General features: G+C 61.4%; 18 protein-coding genes and 1 pseudogene. 12 read left to right on the plus strand and 7 right to left on the minus strand.

Annotated elements, in window-relative coordinates; genetic code table 11:
- Positions 1–11: 11 nt before the first annotated feature.
- From SynA1544_RS09415 to SynA1544_RS09425, 3 genes are read right to left on the minus strand one after another with little or no spacing between them, the layout of a single operon-like run.
- Positions 12–506, minus strand: coding sequence for a CGLD27 family protein (locus SynA1544_RS09415; RefSeq protein ID WP_186513194.1), 495 nt, complete (start codon positions 504–506; stop codon positions 12–14).
- 11 nt (positions 507–517) lie between these two features.
- Positions 518–874, minus strand: a complete 357-nt coding sequence (gene rsfS / locus SynA1544_RS09420; protein ID WP_038554011.1) for a ribosome silencing factor — start codon at positions 872–874, stop codon at positions 518–520.
- Positions 867–1,502 carry a DUF3318 domain-containing protein gene (locus tag SynA1544_RS09425; RefSeq protein ID WP_011364772.1) on the minus strand — a complete coding sequence of 212 codons (636 nt, stop codon included), beginning with the start codon at positions 1,500–1,502 and terminating at the stop codon, positions 867–869. The genes rsfS and SynA1544_RS09425 overlap by 8 nt, the downstream gene beginning before the upstream one ends.
- A 104-nt stretch (positions 1,503–1,606) precedes the next feature.
- Here SynA1544_RS09425 and carB point away from each other — a divergent pair, with 104 nt between their 5' ends.
- Genes carB through SynA1544_RS09440 form a run of 3 tightly spaced genes read left to right on the plus strand, consistent with a single transcriptional unit; the run spans position 1,607 to position 7,040 of the window.
- Entirely contained in the window at positions 1,607–4,930 is a 3,324-nt protein-coding gene (gene carB / locus SynA1544_RS09430; RefSeq protein WP_186513198.1) for a carbamoyl-phosphate synthase large subunit, read from the plus strand.
- Between the two features lie 35 nt (positions 4,931–4,965).
- A complete protein-coding gene (locus SynA1544_RS09435) occupies positions 4,966–5,631 on the plus strand; it encodes a DUF3386 domain-containing protein (RefSeq protein WP_186513199.1) in 666 nt (221 codons plus the stop codon).
- Positions 5,632–5,687: 56 nt separating this feature from the next.
- On the plus strand, positions 5,688–7,040 hold the full coding sequence (locus tag SynA1544_RS09440; protein WP_186515535.1) for a sodium:alanine symporter family protein: 1,353 nt from the start codon (positions 5,688–5,690) through the stop codon (positions 7,038–7,040).
- A gap of 61 nt (positions 7,041–7,101) precedes the next feature.
- On the opposite strand, the gene SynA1544_RS09445 is transcribed toward SynA1544_RS09440, so the two are convergent.
- Positions 7,102–7,332: a DUF6447 family protein gene (locus SynA1544_RS09445; protein WP_186513200.1), complete on the minus strand. Its 231-nt coding sequence runs from the start codon at positions 7,330–7,332 to the stop codon at positions 7,102–7,104.
- Between the two features lie 49 nt (positions 7,333–7,381).
- Positions 7,382–9,127, minus strand: a complete 1,746-nt coding sequence (locus SynA1544_RS09450; RefSeq protein ID WP_186513201.1) for an ABC transporter ATP-binding protein — start codon at positions 9,125–9,127, stop codon at positions 7,382–7,384.
- A gap of 39 nt (positions 9,128–9,166) precedes the next feature.
- Between SynA1544_RS09450 and SynA1544_RS09455 the strand changes: the two genes are divergently transcribed.
- The 4 genes and pseudogenes from SynA1544_RS09455 (at position 9,167) to SynA1544_RS09470 (ending at position 11,888) form a co-directional block, all read left to right on the plus strand.
- Positions 9,167–9,364: an RNA-binding S4 domain-containing protein gene (locus SynA1544_RS09455; RefSeq protein ID WP_186515536.1), complete on the plus strand. Its 198-nt coding sequence runs from the start codon at positions 9,167–9,169 to the stop codon at positions 9,362–9,364.
- Between the two features lie 32 nt (positions 9,365–9,396).
- A complete protein-coding gene (gene tpiA, locus SynA1544_RS09460) occupies positions 9,397–10,128 on the plus strand; it encodes a triose-phosphate isomerase (protein WP_186513202.1) in 732 nt (243 codons plus the stop codon).
- Positions 10,106–10,951 carry a dihydropteroate synthase gene (gene folP, locus SynA1544_RS09465; RefSeq protein ID WP_255477568.1) on the plus strand — a complete coding sequence of 282 codons (846 nt, stop codon included), beginning with the start codon at positions 10,106–10,108 and terminating at the stop codon, positions 10,949–10,951. The genes tpiA and folP overlap by 23 nt, the downstream gene beginning before the upstream one ends.
- A gap of 5 nt (positions 10,952–10,956) precedes the next feature.
- Positions 10,957–11,888, plus strand: a pseudogene (locus tag SynA1544_RS09470) (GlcNAc-transferase family protein).
- Between the two features lie 80 nt (positions 11,889–11,968).
- Here SynA1544_RS09470 and SynA1544_RS09475 read toward each other — a convergent pair.
- On the minus strand, positions 11,969–15,979 hold the full coding sequence (locus tag SynA1544_RS09475; protein WP_186513206.1) for a magnesium chelatase subunit H: 4,011 nt from the start codon (positions 15,977–15,979) through the stop codon (positions 11,969–11,971).
- A 117-nt stretch (positions 15,980–16,096) separates the two neighbouring features.
- On the opposite strand from SynA1544_RS09475, the gene dapB reads away from it, so the two are divergent.
- From dapB to SynA1544_RS09500, 5 genes are all read left to right on the plus strand, one after another.
- The gene (gene dapB / locus SynA1544_RS09480; RefSeq protein WP_186513208.1) at positions 16,097–16,930 is read left to right on the plus strand and encodes a 4-hydroxy-tetrahydrodipicolinate reductase; all 834 of its coding nucleotides are present in this window, start codon (positions 16,097–16,099) and stop codon (positions 16,928–16,930) included.
- A gap of 10 nt (positions 16,931–16,940) precedes the next feature.
- Positions 16,941–17,597: a hypothetical protein gene (locus SynA1544_RS09485; RefSeq protein WP_186513210.1), complete on the plus strand. Its 657-nt coding sequence runs from the start codon at positions 16,941–16,943 to the stop codon at positions 17,595–17,597.
- Between the two features lie 78 nt (positions 17,598–17,675).
- Positions 17,676–17,927 (plus strand): high light inducible protein, encoded by a 252-nt coding sequence (locus tag SynA1544_RS09490; protein ID WP_114987899.1) that lies wholly within the window; start codon positions 17,676–17,678, stop codon positions 17,925–17,927.
- Positions 17,928–17,968: 41 nt separating this feature from the next.
- On the plus strand, positions 17,969–19,114 hold the full coding sequence (locus SynA1544_RS09495) for an FAD-dependent monooxygenase (protein WP_186513212.1): 1,146 nt from the start codon (positions 17,969–17,971) through the stop codon (positions 19,112–19,114).
- Between the two features lie 20 nt (positions 19,115–19,134).
- Complete coding sequence (locus SynA1544_RS09500) at positions 19,135–19,347, plus strand: DUF2949 domain-containing protein (RefSeq protein WP_186513214.1); 213 nt, start codon at positions 19,135–19,137, stop codon at positions 19,345–19,347.
- Here SynA1544_RS09500 and SynA1544_RS09505 read toward each other — a convergent pair.
- Positions 19,338–19,892 carry an adenine phosphoribosyltransferase gene (locus tag SynA1544_RS09505; protein WP_186515537.1) on the minus strand — a complete coding sequence of 185 codons (555 nt, stop codon included), beginning with the start codon at positions 19,890–19,892 and terminating at the stop codon, positions 19,338–19,340. The genes SynA1544_RS09500 and SynA1544_RS09505 overlap by 10 nt on opposite strands.
- Between the last annotated feature and the right edge of the window lie 2 nt (positions 19,893–19,894).

Below are 19,894 nucleotides of genomic sequence, written 5' to 3' on the forward strand. Positions count from 1 at the left end.
CCCCGATTGGTTCAGAGAGCCTGACAGAGACTGGCACCGGCCAGCATCAAACCCGCTGAGGTGGCCATGGCCCGTCCCAGACGACCGAGGATCGGACGAACCTCATGCCGGGCCACCAGCAGGTCGCGTTCCCGCCAAGACAGAGGCTTTTCCCAGGTCTGCCCGTCGTACCAGCCGGATTCCTCGTAGTCGACGGACTCACGCAGAAGCCGCTGCATGACGTAGGTCCAGCCCAGCCATTGCCGCACCAGCAACAGCAGGGGAAGCACAAGAGCGGCCACAGCGGCTGCGACCAGGAGCCGGGGCGGATCCTGCTTCAAGGTCCAACTCCCACTGGCGATCAGGCTGCACACCGGCAACATCAGCAGCCAGAAGCCTGCAAGGCGTTGGCTCAGGCGAGGTTCCTGACCCGCTGGCCAGGAGAAGAACCATGACTCGCAGAGTTGTTGAAACTCCTCAAGAGGCCGCTGCTCCGGTGGAACGGGGCAGGACACCGCTTCTGGCATGGATCAAGCGGCTACTTCACCGACGGTAAGAAGGTTCGGCTTTCGCCGTGACTCCAGAACGCCTCAAGGTCGTAGTAGCCGCGCTCATCGGGCATCAGCACGTGAACGATCACATCGCCGTAATCAAGAAGCGCCCAGCGCCCCTCATTCAGCCCTTCCTTGCGCAAGGGGAGCAGGTCTGCCTCAGTTTCCAGGCGGTCTTCAACCGACCGGGCAATGGCACGCACCTGAACGTCGGACTGACCGCCTGCGATCACCATCCAATCCGCCAGGCTGGACACCTCATCCACACGAATCAGACGGATGTCGGTGGCCTTGCGGTCATCGCAGGCATCGGCCACCAGTTCAGCAAGCTTTTCGCTATCCATAAACATTCTCGCTGGTAACGGAGCTGCGTGAGCCCTCCTGTTGGGCCATTTCAGCTCTGGCCTTGCTGGCACTCTTGCGCAGCGCCTCAAGCCGGTCTTCGTAGTAGCTGCGGCGGCGCTTCTTGCGGGTCTTTTCGACCAGCTCCTTCAACGCGCCCCCAAGACTGCGATAGGCATTCGGCACGCTGTAACCAAATCGGCAGGCCAGATCGATGGCGCGCTCGTCTGCACTGATGGCGTCCTGCAGGCGTTTTTCGGAATTGTTCTTCAGGTAAAGCCGATACCCCGCAAAACCGGAGAGGCCCAGGGCCATCAACAGCAGCAGGCCGTCCTGAACCCACAATTCACCGATGGCACCGCCGAGACCGATGGCCAGAGCAGCCATCTCCCAACCGTCCCGGGGAATTGTGTCGTTCTGGATCCGACCAACTTCATGCCAAAACAGCAAATTGCGGTGATCCAACGCCAGGGCATCCCATTCGTCGAGATCCACCTGGATCTCCACTTCATCCCGGCCGATTTCCTCAAGGGTGATCAATGGAGGATCGACTGCAGCAGCTGATTCCACAAACACCCAGCTCTGCATTTCCGGTGGCAGCAGCCCCTTCAGGCGCTGGAGCTCACTCATTGCAACTCTGGTGCTGATCTCCCTTCACCGTAGCGAGGCCAAGTCCCCCAGTTGGGGCGAGGCCGCGTGAGAGGCTTGATCTGTTTGGCCAAGGACGATTTCCCATGCCGAGGCGGTCTGATCTGCGTCGCATTCTCCTGCTGGGATCTGGTCCGATCGTGATCGGCCAGGCCTGTGAGTTCGATTACTCCGGAACCCAGGCCTGCAAAGCCCTCAGATCCGAGGGATATGAAGTCATCCTGATCAACTCCAATCCGGCGTCGATCATGACCGACCCGGAAATGGCCGATCGCACCTACATCGAGCCGCTCACGCCGGACGTGGTGACACGGGTGATCGAGCAGGAGCGCCCGGATGCTCTGCTGCCGACCATGGGAGGGCAGACCGCCCTCAACCTGGCGGTCACCCTGGCGGAAAACGGCACCCTCGATCGCTTTGGCGTTGAGTTGATCGGTGCCGATCTCAAAGCGATCCAGAAAGCGGAAGACCGTCTGCTGTTCAAGCAGGCCATGGAGCGCATCGGGGTGAAGGTCTGCCCTTCGGGCATCGCCTCATCTCAAGAAGAAGCTGAAGCCGTCGGGGCCGCGATCGGAAGCTTCCCCCGGATCATCCGGCCCGCCTTCACGCTGGGGGGAAGTGGCGGGGGCATTGCCTACAACCCCGAGGAATACGCAGCAATCTGCAAGAGCGGGCTTGAAGCGAGTCCGGTGTCTCAGATTCTGATCGAGCAATCGCTTCTGGGCTGGAAGGAATTCGAGCTTGAGGTGATGCGTGATCTGGCGGACAACGTCGTGATCGTCTGCAGCATCGAAAACCTCGACCCCATGGGGGTGCACACCGGGGATTCGATCACGGTGGCTCCGGCCCAGACCCTCACGGATCGGGAATACCAACGGTTGCGCGACCAATCGATCGCCATCATTCGGGAGATCGGTGTCGCGACGGGCGGCAGCAACATCCAGTTCGCGATCAATCCCGACAACGGCGACGTCGTGGTGATCGAGATGAATCCCAGGGTGAGCCGATCGTCGGCCTTGGCCAGCAAGGCCACCGGCTTCCCGATCGCCAAGATCGCCGCTCGCCTCGCCGTCGGTTACACCCTCGACGAAATCCTCAACGACATCACCGGCAAGACGCCTGCCTGCTTCGAACCGACGATCGATTACGTCGTCACCAAAATTCCACGCTTCGCCTTCGAAAAATTCCGAGGCAGTCCGGCGGTGCTCACCACCTCAATGAAATCGGTGGGGGAAGCGATGGCCATCGGCCGTTGTTTCGAAGAGTCGTTCCAGAAAGCCATGCGTTCCCTGGAAACCGGATTCTCGGGCTGGGGAGGCGACCGGGAGGAACCGGAACTCACGGATGCTGAGCTGGATCGTCAGCTGAGGACCTCCTCTCCGGAGCGCATCCTCAGCGTGCGAACGGCGATGGTGCGCGGACGCAGCGATGAGGAGATTCATCGGATCAGCAGGATTGACCCCTGGTTCCTGGCCAAACTGCGGCGGATCATTGAGGCGGAGGCCAGGCTGATCAAGGGCAAAAGCCTGGATCAGCTGGATGCCGACAGCTTGTTTGAGGCCAAGCAGCTGGGTTTTTCAGACCGACAGATCGCCTGGCACACCAAAAGCGACGAATTGTCGGTGCGTCAGCGGCGCCATCAGCTCGATGTTCGCGCCGTCTTCAAAACCGTCGACACCTGCGCAGCGGAGTTCGCTTCCTCCACTCCTTATCACTATTCGACCTACGAGCGTCCCTTGCAGACCCTGCAGGCCGACGGATCCCTCAAGCCCCTTCACGCTTCATCCGAGGTGAGTCGTCGTGAGGACGGCCGCAAGATGATGATCCTCGGCGGTGGACCCAACCGAATCGGGCAGGGCATCGAATTCGACTACTGCTGCTGCCATGCCTCCTTTGCCGGGCAGGATCAAGGGATCACCACGGTGATGGTGAACAGCAATCCGGAAACGGTGTCCACCGATTACGACACCAGCGACAGCCTCTACTTCGAACCGCTCACCCTGGAGGACGTTCTCAATGTGATCGAAGCGGAGCGTCCCGATGGCGTGGTGGTCCAATTCGGTGGACAAACGCCTCTGAAACTCGCCATTCCTCTGCTGCGCTGGCTGGACAGCGATGAGGGGCGCGCCACGGGCACCAGCATCTGGGGCACCTCCCCTGAATCGATCGACCGGGCCGAAGACCGCGAGCAGTTCGAAGCCATCCTCCGCGATCTGAACATCCGCCAACCCCGCAACGGCTTGGCACGCAGCGAAGAGGAAGCACGGGCCGTGGCCACACGAGTGGGCTACCCGGTCGTCGTGCGTCCCTCTTACGTCCTGGGCGGACGGGCCATGGAAGTGGTGTTCGACGAAGAGGAACTCAACCGCTACATGCGCGAAGCCGTCCAGGTGGAGCCCGACCATCCGGTGCTGATTGACCAGTACCTCGAAAACGCTGTTGAGGTGGACGTGGACGCCCTCTGCGATCACACCGGTGCTGTAATCGTGGGTGGGCTGATGGAGCACATCGAACCGGCTGGAATCCATTCCGGCGACTCAGCCTGCTGCTTGCCTTCGGTTTCCCTGGGCGAGGCGGCACTGAACACGATTCGCGACTGGAGTCGCTCCCTGGCGCAAACGCTCGAGGTGCGGGGTCTGATCAACCTCCAGTTCGCCGTGCAGCGCAACACCGATAGCTCGGAAGTGGTTTACATCATCGAAGCCAACCCCCGCGCCTCCAGGACGGTCCCCTTCGTTGCCAAGGCCACAGGTCAACCTCTCGCTCGCCTGGCAACCCGACTGATGGCGGGCGAAACCCTGGCCGACATCGGCATGACCAGCGAGCCGAAGCCGCCGCTTCAGTCGATCAAGGAGGCGGTGCTGCCGTTCCGGCGCTTCCCGGGGGCCGACACGGTGCTGGGGCCGGAAATGCGCTCCACGGGAGAAGTGATGGGATCCGCCGACAGTTTCGGCATGGCCTATGCCAAGGCTGAACTTGGCGCAGGGGAAGCGCTGCCCACCCAGGGGACGGTGTTCCTCTCCACCCACGACCGAGACAAACAGGCGCTGGTGCCCATCGCCGCTCGACTGATCGAACTCGGGTTCGATGTGACGGCCACCTCAGGCACGGCTCAGGCGCTCGCCAACGCGGGATTGAAGGTGCAATCGGTGCTCAAGGTGCACGAGGGGCGCCCCAACATCGAGGATCAGATCCGCTCCAATCAGGTGCAGTTGGTGATCAACACACCGATTGGCCGCCAAGCCGCCCATGACGACAAATACCTGCGTCGGGCAGCGCTCGATTACGCCGTTCCAACGGTGACGACCCTCGCGGGAGCACGGGCAGCGGTGGAGGCGATCTCGGCGCTCCAGCAACAGCCGAGGCTCAGCATCCATGCCCTGCAGGACGTCCACGCCATGCAGCGTTAGGCCACCGGTAGGGTTGCGGAAGCCTCCTCACCGCTGTGAAAGCCTCCGTTCCCGTTAAGCCTGGAAGCGATCTGCGTGATGACTTCCGTCGCGCCTATGAGAACCGCTACACCTGGGCGCCTGAATTCTCCGGCTATCGCGGCCGCTGCATCTGGCAACAGGGCGATCAACGGGTCGAGGGCACCTTTGAGATCGGTGCCGATCTCAAAGCCAAAGTGGACGGCATTGAAAACGAAGAGATCCTCAAGGCGGTGAATTCCCAGCTCTGGGAAGTCGCGATCCATCGCGTGCGTCGCAGCTTCGAGCAGACCCACGGTGAGAACACCTTCACCGCCGGTGACACCAACGAAGTAGGAACCGAAGTGCTCGTCGGCGGCAAGGGTGAAGGGGACAAGTACCGCATCAAAGATGACGTGGTGACCATGGTTCACCGCCACATCCACGGCACCGTCGTGACCATCTACACTACCGATGTCACCGACACGGGTGCGGGCTACCTCAGCCACACCTACACCAGTCAGTACGCCGACCCGGCAACGGGAGAAGCCCGGGGCGGCCGCAGCAGCTTCAAAGACAGCTTTGCTGCTCTTCCTGGAGATGGCCCCTGGGTGCTGACCGAGCGGGTCGTGACCACCGAAGCCCATGGCGATACCCCCGCCGGCAGCCAGACCTTCCGTTTTGAAGATCTCGAATCGCTCTGAGTTGATTGCCGGTGCAAGCCGGCTATGAGACCATCCGCCCAAACCTGTTGAAAGGCATGGGCGGAGTCGAGTCGACCATTCAGGCCATCAATGGCCCGATCAACAGCATCGTCTGGGGATGGCCCACCGTTCTTTTGATTGCCGCGACGGGCATTCTTCTAATGGTGGGCCTGCGGTTCATTCCGCTACAACGGCTGGGCTATGGCATCTCGATGATGCTGCGGCCGGCTCCATCACAAACGGAAGGGGAGATCACCCCCTTCCAAGCGCTGATGACGTCGTTGTCGGCCACGATCGGCACGGGAAACATTGCCGGTGTGGCGGGGGCCATCGCCGTTGGTGGACCTGGTGCCGTCTTTTGGATGTGGATCATCGCGATCTTCGGCATCGCAACCAAGTACGCCGAAGCGGTACTCGCGGTTCAGTTCCGCGAAACCGATGGAGACGGCAACCACGTGGGTGGGCCGATGTACTACATCCGCAACGGACTCGGCAGCGGCTGGAGCTGGATGGCCGGCCTGTTTGCCCTCTTCGGCATGTTGGCGGGCTTCGGCATCGGCAATGGGGTGCAGGCTTTTGAGGTGTCGTCTGCCTTGAGCCTGATCGGCATCCCGAAGCTGGCGACCGGAGTCGTATTGGCAGCCCTGGTTTTCGCTGTCGTGATCGGGGGCATCAAGCGCATCGCCCAGGCGGCCTCCGCCATTGTTCCGTTGATGTCGATCCTCTACATCGCTGCCTGCCTGCTGGTGTTGCTGGCCAATCTGGGCAGCGTGCCTGAAGCCTTCGCCACGATTTTCTCCAACGCCTTCACTGGCCAAGCCGCAGCCGGTGGGGCCCTCGGTCAGGTGGTGCTGATGGGCTTCAAGCGGGGTATCTTCTCCAATGAAGCGGGCCTGGGCAGTGCTCCGATCGCCCACGCGGCTGCCAAAACCGATGATCCCGTTCGCCAGGGCACGGTGGCCATGCTGGGCACCTTCATCGACACCCTGATCATCTGCACGATGACTGCCCTGGTGATCATCACCACCAAAGCCAACCTGATCCTCGATGCAGCCGGCGACAAACTCAGCGGCGCAGACCTCTCCATCGCTGCCTTCAACACCGGCATCGCCGGTAGCGGCGTGGTGGTCACCCTGGGATTGGTGGTCTTCGCCTTCACCACCATTCTCGGCTGGAGCTTCTACGGCGAGCGCTGCACCACTTATTTATTCGGTGAGTCGGCCGTGATGCCCTTCCGCCTGGTTTGGGTTGCTGTTGTCGTGATTGGCGCAGTGGCTGGCGATCGTGGCGTGATCTGGTCGATTGCCGACACGCTGAACGGCCTGATGGCTCTACCCAACCTTGTGGCATTGATCCTGCTTTCAGGAACGGTGTTCAAACTCACCAAGGCCTACAGCTTCAGCGACTGAGCACAACGAAGAGCACTAAAAAAGGGGGGCTGTTGAGCCCCCCTTTTTTGTTGGCAGTCAATCAACCCTGATCGGGCAAAGGAGTCACAAACTTGAGCTTTTCATTGAGCTGTGTGGCCAAGCTCTGACGACCCACCGCCAGAACCTTGAGGGTGTCTTCGTGCATCCGCAGTTGAGCGTCGGCAACTTGCATACCACGCACAAGCTCCTTGAGCTCATCAGGAAGCGTATTGAGGTCGTAGCGCTTGCCCTCAAAGGTCAAGATAGGGTTCTGGGCTGCGGAATCAGTCATCGTTCATCGCCGGGATAGCGGTGTACCGGCGGCCAGATCGTAAAGGGATTCAGGACTTCTGCCGATCTCGAATGAACTGCCGTTCGCACAATTCGCGGTAACGCCCACCACGCTGCATCAATTCGTCGTGGGTTCCTCGATCGACAACAGCGCCTTTCTCCAGGACAACAATCCGATCAGCCTCCTGCACCGTCGCCAGACGATGGGCGATCACCAACACGGTTCGTCCCTTCATCGCCTGCTTCAGTCCGAGTTGCACCGCCGCCTCGGCTTCAGCATCAAGGGCACTGGTGGCTTCATCCAGCAGCAACAGCGCTGGATTGCCAAGCACCGCCCGGGCTATGGCGATCCGCTGCAGCTGGCCACCGGAAACATTGGTTCCCCGTTCTTCGAGCTGGGTGTCATACCCCTGGGGTAAGGCACGGATGAAATCATCCGCATTGGCCAACCGTGCCGCATCGCGCACCTCGTCGTCCGTCGCACGACGGCCGAACCGAATCGCTTCGGCAATGGATCCGGAAAACACAGTTGTGCGCTGCGGGACCAGGGCCACCTGCTGACGCAGCTCACGGGCGCGCATCAAGCTGATGTCGGTGCCGTCAAGACGGATCTCGCCCTGTTGCACCGTGTTGAACCGCAGCAGGAGCGACAGCAGGGTGCTTTTACCCGCACCGGAGGGGCCAACGATGGCCAACACCTGGCCCGCATCCACCCGCAGATTCAGGTGACGCAACACCGGCTGGGCTGGGTCATAGCCAAAGATCACCTGGTCAAAGACCAGATCACCCTGAAGTGCACCGATGGCTTGCGCATCAGCTGGATCCGCAGCCTCCTGAGGCTCTCGCTCGATCTCCCGCAGACGTCGCAGCGACGCCTGACCCTGCTGAAATTCGTTGAAGTTGTTGGTGACGTGGGCAATGGGATCGATCAGCACGATCAGCCCTGTCAGGTAGCTGCTGAGCCCGGCAATACTCAGATCACCACTCTGGATTCTCCAGGCTCCAAGGGCCAGAACGGCAAACAGACCCACCACCTCGATGATGCCAACCACCGGATGCTGGAGCGCCACAAGGCTGTAGGTGCGGTGGCGGGCCTGCCGGTGTTGATCGATTTCCGTCTCGAAACGGTCCTGCAGCCAGGGTTCGGCTGCAAAAGCACGCACCAGGGGCAAACCTTCGATGGCCTCACCCAGCAGACCGGCCAGTTCGCTCACCTTTTTCTGACTGCGTTCCGTGGCCGCCATCACGCGCGCACCAAACAGGCTGATCAGCCAGACGATCACCGGCGCCAGCAAAAGGATGGCCAGCGTCAGTTTCCAGTCGAGCCAGAGCATCATCACCAGCACCGCAACGAGCTGAAGAACGCTGGGGACCGTGTCGTGAATGGTCTTGTACAGCACCTCGCTGACGCGATCGGCGTCTTCGGTGAAGCGGTAGGTGAGATCACCGGCCGAGAGCTTCTCGAGCGCCCCCAGCTCCACGGTCTGCAGGCGGCGGAACAGATCACGCCGTAAGTCCTGGCTCACCAGCAGTGCAGGCCCGGCAAGAAGCGCGTCCTGACCGAACTGGGCGATCTTCTGAACAGCAAAGATCAGCAACGCCAACCCAATCAGCTGAAGCACGCGGGCGAGATCACCCGACCCCAGCGCAGGAAACAAATCTCCGGCAAGCTGCACGAGCAACGGGAAGCTGCCCACGTAAATCACCATGCAGCAGCCCCCCCAGAGCAGTTCCCGCAGATGAGGGCGAAGCAACGGCAGCAGCCGGCGGAATCCGGCCTGGGATGGGGTCAGCATCGCGGCACAGTATCAATGGTGAGCTCAAAACTCTGCCCAATGAAGCTGGATCAGTTCCTGAAATGGAAGGGTTGGGTCTCCACCGGCGGTGAAGCGAAGCAACGCATCCAGATGGGTGAAGTGGAGGTGAATGGGAGCGTTGAAACCCGGCGGGGCCGTCAGCTTTCCCCGGGAGATCGAGTTGTGCTTGCTGGTGAGGAGTCCGTTGTCAGGGATGAAAACGCGACCGGGCCGTAAGTTGGCTGCGACATTCCATGGGGAAGCAAGGCGTGCGCAGACCGGTGATCGCTGGCAACTGGAAGATGCACATGACCTGTGCCCAGTCGCGGGAGTTCATGGAAGCCTTCCTGCCATTGATTGCTGACACCCCTGACGACCGTGACCTGGTGCTGGCACCACCCTTCACGGCGCTGTCGACCATGGCGGAGCTCAGCCAGAACTCCCGGGTCTGCCTGTCGAGCCAGAACGTGCACTGGGAAGGCCAGGGAGCCTTCACCGGGGAGATCTCCCCAGCCATGCTCAAGGAGCACGGAGTGACCCACACGATCGTGGGTCACAGCGAACCGCGTAAATATTTCAGTGAGAGCGATGAGCAGATCAACCACCGGGCCAGGTCATCCCAGGCCAACGGTCTGATCCCGATCGTTTGTGTGGGGGAAAGCGATGAACAGCGCGAGCGGGGCGAAGCTGAACGGGTGATCCGCCGACAGATCGAGCAGGGTCTGGAGGGTCTCGATGCCGAGAAATTGGTGGTGGCCTACGAACCGATCTGGGCGATCGGCACAGGCAAAACCTGCGAAGCCGAGGAAGCGAACCGCATCTGCGGTCTGATTCGGAGCTGGGTGGGCTCCCCCGATCTGGTGATTCAGTACGGCGGCTCCGTCAAACCCAGCAACATTGATGAGTTGATGGGCATGAGCGATATCGACGGGGTGCTGGTGGGGGGTGCTTCCTTGGAGCCCGAAAGCTTTGGACGGATTGCCAACTACCAAGCTGCCTGATTCAGGCGGCTGGCCTCAGGGTTGGGGGCAACGCACAGCCGTGATGGGGGTGATCAACGTCACCCCCGATTCCTTCAGCGATGGGGGACGATTCCTGGCCAGGGAACGAGCCCTGGCTGAGGCCCAGCGGCAACTCAACAAGGGTGCAGACGTCTTGGATCTGGGTGCGCAAAGCACCCGACCGGGAGCAGAGGAGGTGGGCGCCGAAGAGGAGCTGAGACGGCTGCTACCAGCGCTGAACGCCATCCGGCAGCACTGCCCTGATGCCCTGATCTCTATCGACACGTTTCTGGCGCCGGTGGCCGCCAAAGCACTAGAAGCAGGGGCCAACTGGATCAATGATGTGAGCGGTGGCCGGCGGGATCCCGATCTGCTGCGGGTGGTCGCCGATGCGGGCTGTCCGGTGGTGCTGATGCACAGCCGCGGTGACAGCCAAACCATGGATCAGCTCACGACCTATGCCGATGTCGTGGCAGATGTGAAAGCGGCGTTGCTGGAGCGCAGTGAAGCTGCGATTCAAGCCGGCGTTGATGAAAGCCAAATCATCTGGGATCCGGGTCTCGGCTTTGCCAAGACCCACGAGCAGAACCTGCAGATGCTGCGGGATCTGGAACAACTCACAGCAGGACCGCGACCGGTACTGATCGGCCCTTCGCGCAAACGCTTCATCGGTGCGGTTCTGGATGAACCCAGACCCAAAGCGCGTCTCTGGGGAACTGCTGCCGTGGCCTGCCGCTGCGCCCAGGCGGGTGCTGCCGTGCTGCGGGTGCACGATGTGGGGCCCATCAGCCAGACGCTGCGCATGGCGGCCGCCCTCTGGTGATCTCCATGATCTTTGTTCAGATCGCGGCCTACAGGGATCCGGATCTCCCGGCCACACTGCACAACCTGATCGAGCGGGCGGCCAAGCCAGAGCGCCTGCGCTTCGGCATCTGCCTGCAACTGGCGGCTGATGACCCGCCCCACTGGGGAACAAGCGCATTTCCGGATCATCCACAGCTGGAGGTCATCCGGTTCGATGCCGCGGAAAGCCGCGGAGCCTGCTGGGCCCGTCGACAAGCTCAGGGTGTTTACGGCGGGGAAGACTTTCTGCTGCAGATCGACAGCCACATGCGGGCCGTGGAGCACTGGGATGAGCTGCTTCTGAAAACCTGGAAGGAATGCAGCGATGCGCGTGCCGTTCTCAGTATTTACCCGAACGGCTTTCAACAGCCGTGCCGTTTGCAGACATCAACCCTGCCTGTGATGGCAGCCGCCGGTTTCAACTTCCAGAAGAACAACCTGATCGCCCCATCCCCGGGGCCTTTATCGCCGGAGGCTTCCTGTTCGGCCCTGGCTCAATCGTGAGCGAAGTGCCCTACGACCCCGAGCTTTACTTCTATGGGGAAGAGATTGCCATGTCGGCAGGACTCTGGACGTCGGGTTTCAACATCTACGCCCCGAATCGCCTGCTGCTGTTTCATCTCTACAAGACAGAACAAACAGATCAAGAGCATGCAGCCACCCATTGGGGCGATCACAGCAATTGGCACCATTACAACCTTTGCGCACTCAAACGTGTACACACACTGCTTGCAAGTCTCAACAATGCGCCGGCATCAATCCGCTGCTTCAATGATCAGCCTGGAGAACTTAAACCCTTCGGATTAGGGAGAAAACGCAGCCTATCGATGTATCAACAATGGGCTGGAATTGATTTCAAAACGGCAGAGATCAGCCGAGCCGCAAGAGATGCAGAATTCAAGGCCCTGAAAGCCTGAGTTGCCCATCATTCATCGCCAACAAAAAAGCCAGAGCCCGGCAGGAACTCTGGCTTTGATGTTCAACACTTGGTCGACGATCAGTCGGTGACAACACCCTCAATCCGATCCTCAACCTCCTGGTACAGCTCCTGAAGCTGCTCGATGTTCTCATCCGAGGTCTCCCAGTATCCGCGGCCATGCACCTCAAGCAGGGTGCCCACGATCTGACGGAAGCTGTTGGGGTTGAGTTCCAGCAGACGCTTGCGCATCTCAGGATCGTTGATGAAGGTTTCGTTGGCTTCTTCGTAGACGAAGTTGTCAACGGCACCGCTGGTGGCACTCCAACCCAGGGTGAAGTTGAGCCGCTTGGCTACCTCACGCACACCCTCGTAGCCGGAGTCGAGCATGCCTTCGTACCACTTGGGATTCAGCAGCTTGGTGCGTGAATCCAGGCGGATGGTTTCACTCAGCGAACGCACCTGCGCGTTGGCCGTTGTGGTGTCGGCGATGTAGCTGGTGGGAGCTTTGCCGTCATCACGCAGGCCAGCGATCAACTTGGTGGGATCGGAGTCGAAGTAGTGGCTCACATCGGTAAGGGAGATCTCAGCCGAATCGAGGTTCTGGAAGGTGACATCCGCGGTCTTCATCACGTTCTCGAACACCTCCCGCTTCTGATTCATCTCACCGGGGTTATCGGCATTGAAGGCGAAGGTCTTGCGGGAGAGGTACATCTCCTGCAGCTCACCTTCCTCCTCCCAGGTGCTGTTCTCCACTGCGAGGTTCACGTTGGAGCTGTAGCTGCCGCTGGCATTGGAGAACACCCGGCAGGCCGCATCACGCAGGCTCGTGCCTTCTTTCTCCGCCTGCTCGAGGGCGTGCTTGCGAACGAAGTTTTGCTCCAGAGGCTCGTCGGCCTCGGCAGCCATCTTCACGGCCTGATCGATCAGAGCCATCTGGTTGATGAACAGATCGCGGAACACACCGGAGCAGTTCACCACCACATCAACGCGGGGGCGGCCGAGTTCTTCCAGGGGAATCAACTCAAGCTTGTTGACCCGACCCACGGAGTCCGGCATCGGCTTGACGCCAACGAACCAGAGGATCTGAGCCAGGGATTCACCGTAGGTCTTAATGTTGTCGGTTCCCCAGAGCACGCAGGCGATGGTTTCGGGCCAGGTGCCCTGCTCCTCGCGCTGACGCTCAATCAACTTGTCGACAACACTCTTGGCTGCAGCCACCGCGGCACGGGTGGGGATCGCCTGCGGGTCGAGGGCGTGGATGTTCTTGCCGCTGGGCAGCACACCAGGATTCCGGATCGGATCACCACCGGGGCCCGGAAGGATGTATTCACCATCAAGAGCCTTCAGCAGACTCTCCATCTCCATGTCGGCGCACACCTGCTCAAGGCAGAAGCGCAGGTAGGCAAAGAGCTTGTCGAGCTCGGTGGCATCGATCTGCACGAAGCCAGCACTGCAACAGGCCCGCAGCCAAGGAGAGGGGAGCTTGAAACCGAACTTGGCCAGCAGGTCGTAGAACCAACCGAAGCTGTTGCGCAGGCTGACCCGACCATCACGGCCGGTGAGGGTGCGAACCATGGCGCCAATAGCAGCGCGGGATGTCTCCGTGATCGTGCGGTTGAGTTCCACATCGGCGAGGACGCCCTCGTCGTTGCCTTTGTAGATGTCTTCGATCGAGCGGCCCATCGCCTCAGCCAGCAGGCCGGGGAGTGAGCGCAGCCCATCCTCCTCACGCTCGAGAGCAGCGATGTTCACCAAGGTGGCAACGGCTTCCTCTGCGGTGGGGGGTTTGCCAATGGTGTGAAGACCACAGGGAAGGAGACGGCTTTCGATCTCCATCAACTGGCGGTAAACGGCGCCCACCAGGGCATCACGTCCCTCCAGGTCGAGGGTCGAGGCATCCTCCTCAGGAAGGTCAACGTCCTTATCGAGGTTGCACTGACGTGCCGTCTCGATGATCGTGTTGACAATCTGAATGCCGCGGCCACCCTCACGCAGCTGCTGGTAGGAGCCCACCAGCTCACCCAGTTCCTTCAGGCCCTTGTAAAGACCGGCATTTTCAGCCGGAGGGGTGAGGTAGCTGATGGTGGAGGCATAACCCCGCCGCTTGGCGATCGTGGCCTCGGAGGGGTTATTGGCGGCGTAGTAATAGAGGTTGGGCAGCGCACCGATCAGTGAATCGGGATAGCAGGTTTCGCTCATGCCCATCTGCTTGCCTGGCATGAACTCAAGGGAGCCGTGGGTGCCGAAGTGCAGCACCGCATCAGCCTTCCAGATCTTCTGGAGATAGGTGTAGTAAGCCGCGAAGCCGTGGTGGGGGCTGGCGCTGCGGGAATAGAGCAGGCGCATCGGATCACCCTCGTAGCCGAAGGTGGGCTGAACGCCAACGAAAACGTTGCCAAAGTGGCGACCGAAAACCAGCAGGTTCTGACCATCGCTGTTGAGGTTGCCCGGGGGCTTGCCCCAGTTCTCTTCGAGCCGTTCGGAGTAGGGCGTCAGACGCTCGTACTCCTCAACGCTCATGCGGTGGGCGATTGAAAGCTCCGGAGAGCCCTGCATGGCATCGGCGTCGTTGATGACGGCCTCCAACAGCTCACGAGGCGTGGAAGGCAGGTCCTGCACGTCGTAGCCCTTCGCCTTCATCTCCTGCATCACCCGATGGATGGAGCCGAAGACGTCGAGATAAGCCGCCGTGCCGACGTTGCCCTTGTCGGGAGGGAAGCTGAACACGGTGATCGCCAGCTTCTTCTCGTTGCGGGGCTTGATCCGCAGCGATGCCCAGCGGATGGCCCGCTCAGCGATGGCATCAACCCGGTCTTGAAGGGTGTGCGCCTTGCCGGTGGCATCGTCGCGACCCGAGAGAACGATGGGCTCGATGGCGCCATCCAGTTCCGGAATGGCGATCTGCAGGGCCACCTGCACCGGGTGCAGGCCAAGGTCGCTCTGTTCCCATTCCTGGGTGGTCTGGAAGACGAGAGGAAGCGCCACCATGTAAGGACGGTTGAGCTTCTTCAGCGACTCAATCGCCTTGGGGTGGTCCTGACGGGCCGGACCTCCGACCAGCGCAAAACCGGTGAGGGAGACGATGCCATCCACCAGGGGCTGCTCGGGATTCAGCGGGTCGTAGAAGAAAGCGTTGACCGGCTTGGAGAAGTCGAGACCGCCGCAGAAGATCGGAATCACGCGAGCGCCACGGAACTCCAGCTCCTGGATGGTGGCCACGTAATGGGCATCGTCACCGGTGACGATGTGGCTGCGCTGCAGCACCAAACCGATCACCGGCCCTTTGCGGGCTTCCTCAGAAAGGTCGGTGCGGCTGGAGGTCCAGTTCAGATATTCCTTGAGGTCCTCGAACATCGACGGAGCCAGGGGGTGCCAGATGCCGAGGTCGGGGAACACTTCGGGCTCCGCCACCTCCATTGCCGGGCGCTCCTCACCTTCTGCAGCTGGGAAGACGTACTTGTCCGCCAGCATCAACAGGAAGTTACGCAGGTTGTCGGGGGTTCCGCCCAGCCAGTACTGGAAGCTGAGCATGAAGCTGCGGGCATCCTGCGCCTTCTCAACGGGCAGGTACTTGAGAACGGTGGGCAGCGTGTTCAGCAGCTTGAGCATCGCGTCCTGGAAACCAGCACCTCCGGCTTCCTTCCGCTTCTTCATGAAGCCTGCGATGGCGCTCTTGCTCTGACCGAGCTGGGCCATCGAGAAGCTGCCCAGCTTGTTGAGCCGCATCACCTCCGGCATGGACGGGAAGACCACAGCCGCCTTGAGTCGGTCGCGGTGTGGGGCGACGGCGTCCACAACCTTCTGAGCCAGATCTTCAATGAAGATCAAGGAGGCCACAAAGACATCAGCCTCAGCCACATCGGCACAGAAGCCGGCGTAGTTGTCGTCGTCTCGGAGTTCTTCGATCAGATAGCCGCTGAGCTCGATCCCGAGATCGCCACCCGATGCATTGAGAGCCGTCGCTGCCTGGGTGAGAGCGTTTTGGTACTGAGGCTCCAGCACCACATAAACCGCCTTCATGACGGACTTGTGGTTCTGGCCCTCCACAGGAGCAACGCGGCGGTCGGCGGAGCGGACCTGTGTGAACATCAGCGCGCTTTGAGCAATGTGAAGAACCTTACGGCGACTGGCCCTTAGGGCGCGAGGATTTCTGATCGGCCGTTACACGAGCCGACCCATAGGCTTTGAAGCGTCTGCTGCGCTTTCATGACCGCTCCGATTCCCGTCGTTGTTGCCGGTGCCCTAGGGCGCATGGGCGCCGAGGTGATCAAGGCTGTGGTGGGAGCCGAAGACTGCAGCCTGGAAGGCGCCATCGACAACACCCCCGGCAAAGAAGGGGCAGACGTGGGTCTGGAGCTGGGCCTTGGCGAGCTGGAGGTGGCCGTGACGGCTGATTTCGAAGGCTGTCTCTGCGCTGTGAGCCAATCGGTGCGGGACAGCGGCAGCGGCGCCGTGTTGGTGGATTTCACCCACCCCTCCGTTGTTTATGAGCACACCCGCGCGGCGATCGCCTACGGCGTTCACCCCGTGATCGGAACCACTGGGCTCTCGCCTGAACAACTCAACGACCTCACTGAGTTCTCGGCCAAAGCGTCCGTGGGTGGGGCCGTGATCCCCAATTTCTCCGTGGGGATGGTGCTGTTGCAGCAAGCCGCAGCCGCAGCGGCACGCTTCTACGACCACGCGGAACTGACGGAACTGCACCACAACCGCAAGGCGGATGCCCCCAGCGGCACCTGCATCAAAACCGCTGAGCTGATGGAGGAGCTGGGCAAGAGCTTCAATCCCGAGGGAGTGGACGAGCACGAATCCCTGGCGGGGTGCCGCGGCGGACAGCGGGACAGTGGCCTGCGGCTTCACTCCGTGCGGCTGCCAGGCCTTGTGGCTCACCAGGAAGTGATGTTCGGTGCCCCAGGGGAGACCTACACCCTGCGTCACGACACGATCGATCGTTCCGCCTACATGCCCGGCGTGCTGCTCACGGTGCGCAAGGTGGGAAGCCTCGGCAGCCTTGTGTATGGCCTTGAGCGCCTGATCTGAAGGCGACACCATGCTCATCCCCCTCCGCCCCGGTGAACTTCAACGGTTGATCCCCGCTGTTGCCACTGGCACCCAGTTCCGCGTCTCCCTCGGCACCCCCCAGGAGGTGCTGCAGCGCCTGATGATCGCCGCCATCGGTGGTGTGATCACCTTCCTGATCTACAACCAGGCGCAGCTCGGCAGCCGCTGGGGCCCCGTCTGGCTGGTGATCAGCGTTGTGTTCTTTCTGTATGTGCTTTGGGGCCCGATCGTTCAAGCCGGCCAGCGCAACGCCACGCTGCGGCGCTACCCCGCGGCTGCCCTGTTTGAGGGCGAGGTGGCGGACGTGATCACGCGTGAGCGGGTGGAAAACCGGCACGAACAGGCCGACAGCCGCGGCCGACTGGAACTCGTGGAGAACCGACGCACCTGGATGCTGCTCGAACTCGAAGACGAGGAGGGTTACCTCGGCCGGGTGGCCTTTCCGATGGAGAAAAAGCACCAGTCAATCCGCCGCGGCAGCCTGATCCGCTGCCTGGTGCTGAGCGAGCGCAAGGATTTCTCAAAGATCGGAGCCCTCAGCGATGCCTGGCTGCCAGGCATGCGGATGTGGGTTGGCGAATACCCCTTCCTGCTCCGTCCCGCCTTTGAGGAGCTCTGCCAACTCCGCCTGAGCAGCCGCCGCTGAACAGCCGACGTCGAGCAGCCACCGCTGAACACTTCTTAAACTTGGTTTACACTTCTTAGCAATCAAACGGCGGCATCCATGTCCCAGTCCTCTCCCACCACCCCTGTCGTGCGCGGTGCACAGGTCACCACGGAAGACGGCGGCCGCCTCAACGCCTTTGCCACGGAACCCCGCATGGAAGTGGTTGAAGCAACCCAGGGTTGGGGTTTCCACGACCGCGCCGAAAAGCTGAACGGCCGCATGGCCATGCTCGGTTTCATTGCTCTGCTGGCCACTGAGTTGGCCCTGGGCGGCGAATCCTTCGTTCACGGGCTGCTCGGCCTGGGCTGATCGCCTCGCGCTGGATCGGGATGGGTGGCCAGACTCCCTGAATGGTTCCATCCCCTCCAGAGATTCATGTTTTGGGCGCTGGCCCCACCGGCGCCCTCACTGCTCTTGCCCTCGGCCTCCGTGGTCAGCGCGTGGTCCTGTTTGACCCGCTGAAGGCATCGGAACTTCAAGCCAGAAGTCGGGCGTACGCCATCACACACTCCAGCCGCCGACTGCTGACCAACCTGGGGCTTTGGCACGACCTGCGCGATGCCTTGGTGCCGTTCCGTGACCTGGATTTGCGGGACGGGGCCACCAACGAACGCGTTCTCTTCGGCCAGGAGGACCTGGCAGCAGCCAATCGACACCACGACGGCATTGGCTGGATCCTCGATCACCTACCCTTGATGAAGCTGTTGCTGGCTCGGCTGGAGGCCAATGGCAACGTGGCGATGCACTTGGCCGAACCATGCCCTGATCCAAGCGCTGATGCTCTGATCGTGGCGGCTGATGGACCGCGCTCCCCCACACGAGAGGCCTGGGGCATCCGTCACTGGGGCATCCGCTATCGCCAGGGGTGTCTCACCGCCAAGGTTGCCCTGCGGGGACTCCCCCACGACAGAGCCTGCGAGTTGTTTCGCCCGGAAGGCCCTCTCGCCGTTTTGCCCTTGGGGCAGGGCAGGTTCCAGGTGGTGTGGAGTGCACCCTGGCAGCGTTGCCAGCAGCGCAGCACGTTGCAGCGCAGTGCCTTTCTCGATCAGCTGGCCGCTGTTCTGCCGGAGGGGATTGAACCGGATTGCCTTCTGGATCAACCCCGAGCCTTCCCCCAACAATGGCTGCTGGCTCGCCGCTTTCATCGCGGACGGGGCGTGCTGATCGGCGAAGCGGGCCACCGCTGCCATCCCGTGGGAGGCCAGGGGCTCAATCTCTGCTGGCGTGATGTGGAAGGGTTGCTGCGCGCCGTGGAGCGGGGCGGCAGCGCCACAACAATCGCTCGGCGCTACGGGATGAGCCGCTGGCTCGATGTGCTCCAGGTGGGTGTGGCGACGGATCTTCTGGTGCGGGTGTTCTCCAACCGCCAACCACTGTTGCTTCCCCTGCGGCGCTTTGCATTGCTGCTGCTGAAACAGTTTTCTGGGCTGCGCCAGCTCAGCTTGCGGGCCATGAGTGACGGCCCCATGCAGCTCTGGCGGGCCTTGCCAAACTGAGCCAAGCGCGGGTCGCGACCATGGTGATGTCCAGCCAGCGGCAACCCTCAGCGACGGACGCCTTGCTGCAATTTCTTCAGCGGCGTTTGGGGTTGAGTCCAAGCGCCCTGGAGCTGGGGCAACGCCAGGCGGAACTGGAACAAGCCCCCCTCCCGATCGTGCTGTGGAGCTTCGGGTTGTTGAGTTTGCAGCAGTTGGAAGACGTCTTCGACTGGCAGAACACTCAGCCGTAACGCAACAACGCTTCTACGGGTTGGCCTGCGGGCAAGGCCTGACGGCCTCCGAGCCCCTCAAGCTCGATCACAAAGGCAAAGCCCACAAGGCAACCGCCAGCCTGCTCCACCAGTTGTCCCGTCGCCGCAGCCGTGCCACCGGTGGCCAGCAGATCGTCCACCACCAGCACCCGGGGTGAATCCTCAAATGCATCGGCTTGAATCTCAAGCCGATCAGTGCCGTACTCCAGGGCGTAGTCCAGGCCCACCACCTCACTAGGGAGCTTTCCGGGCTTGCGCACAGGCACGAAGCCAAGCCGTCGGTCGCTGGCCAAAGGTGCCCCAAAAATGAATCCCCGGGATTCGATCCCCACGATCAGATCAGGCTTCACCTGGTCGCAGAACGCACCCAGCTGGCGGATCACCTCGGCCATGGCCTCAGGCGACCGCAGCAGGGGGTTGATGTCTCGAAACAGAATTCCAGGCTTGGGAAAATCTGGAATTGAGCGAATGTGCGACTGAAGATCCAAATCCAGGTGACGCAATGGCGGTGCCCCTGGCATCATCG

The organism is Synechococcus sp. A15-44 (assembly GCF_014280115.1).
GTDB lineage: Bacteria > Cyanobacteriota > Cyanobacteriia > PCC-6307 > Cyanobiaceae > Parasynechococcus.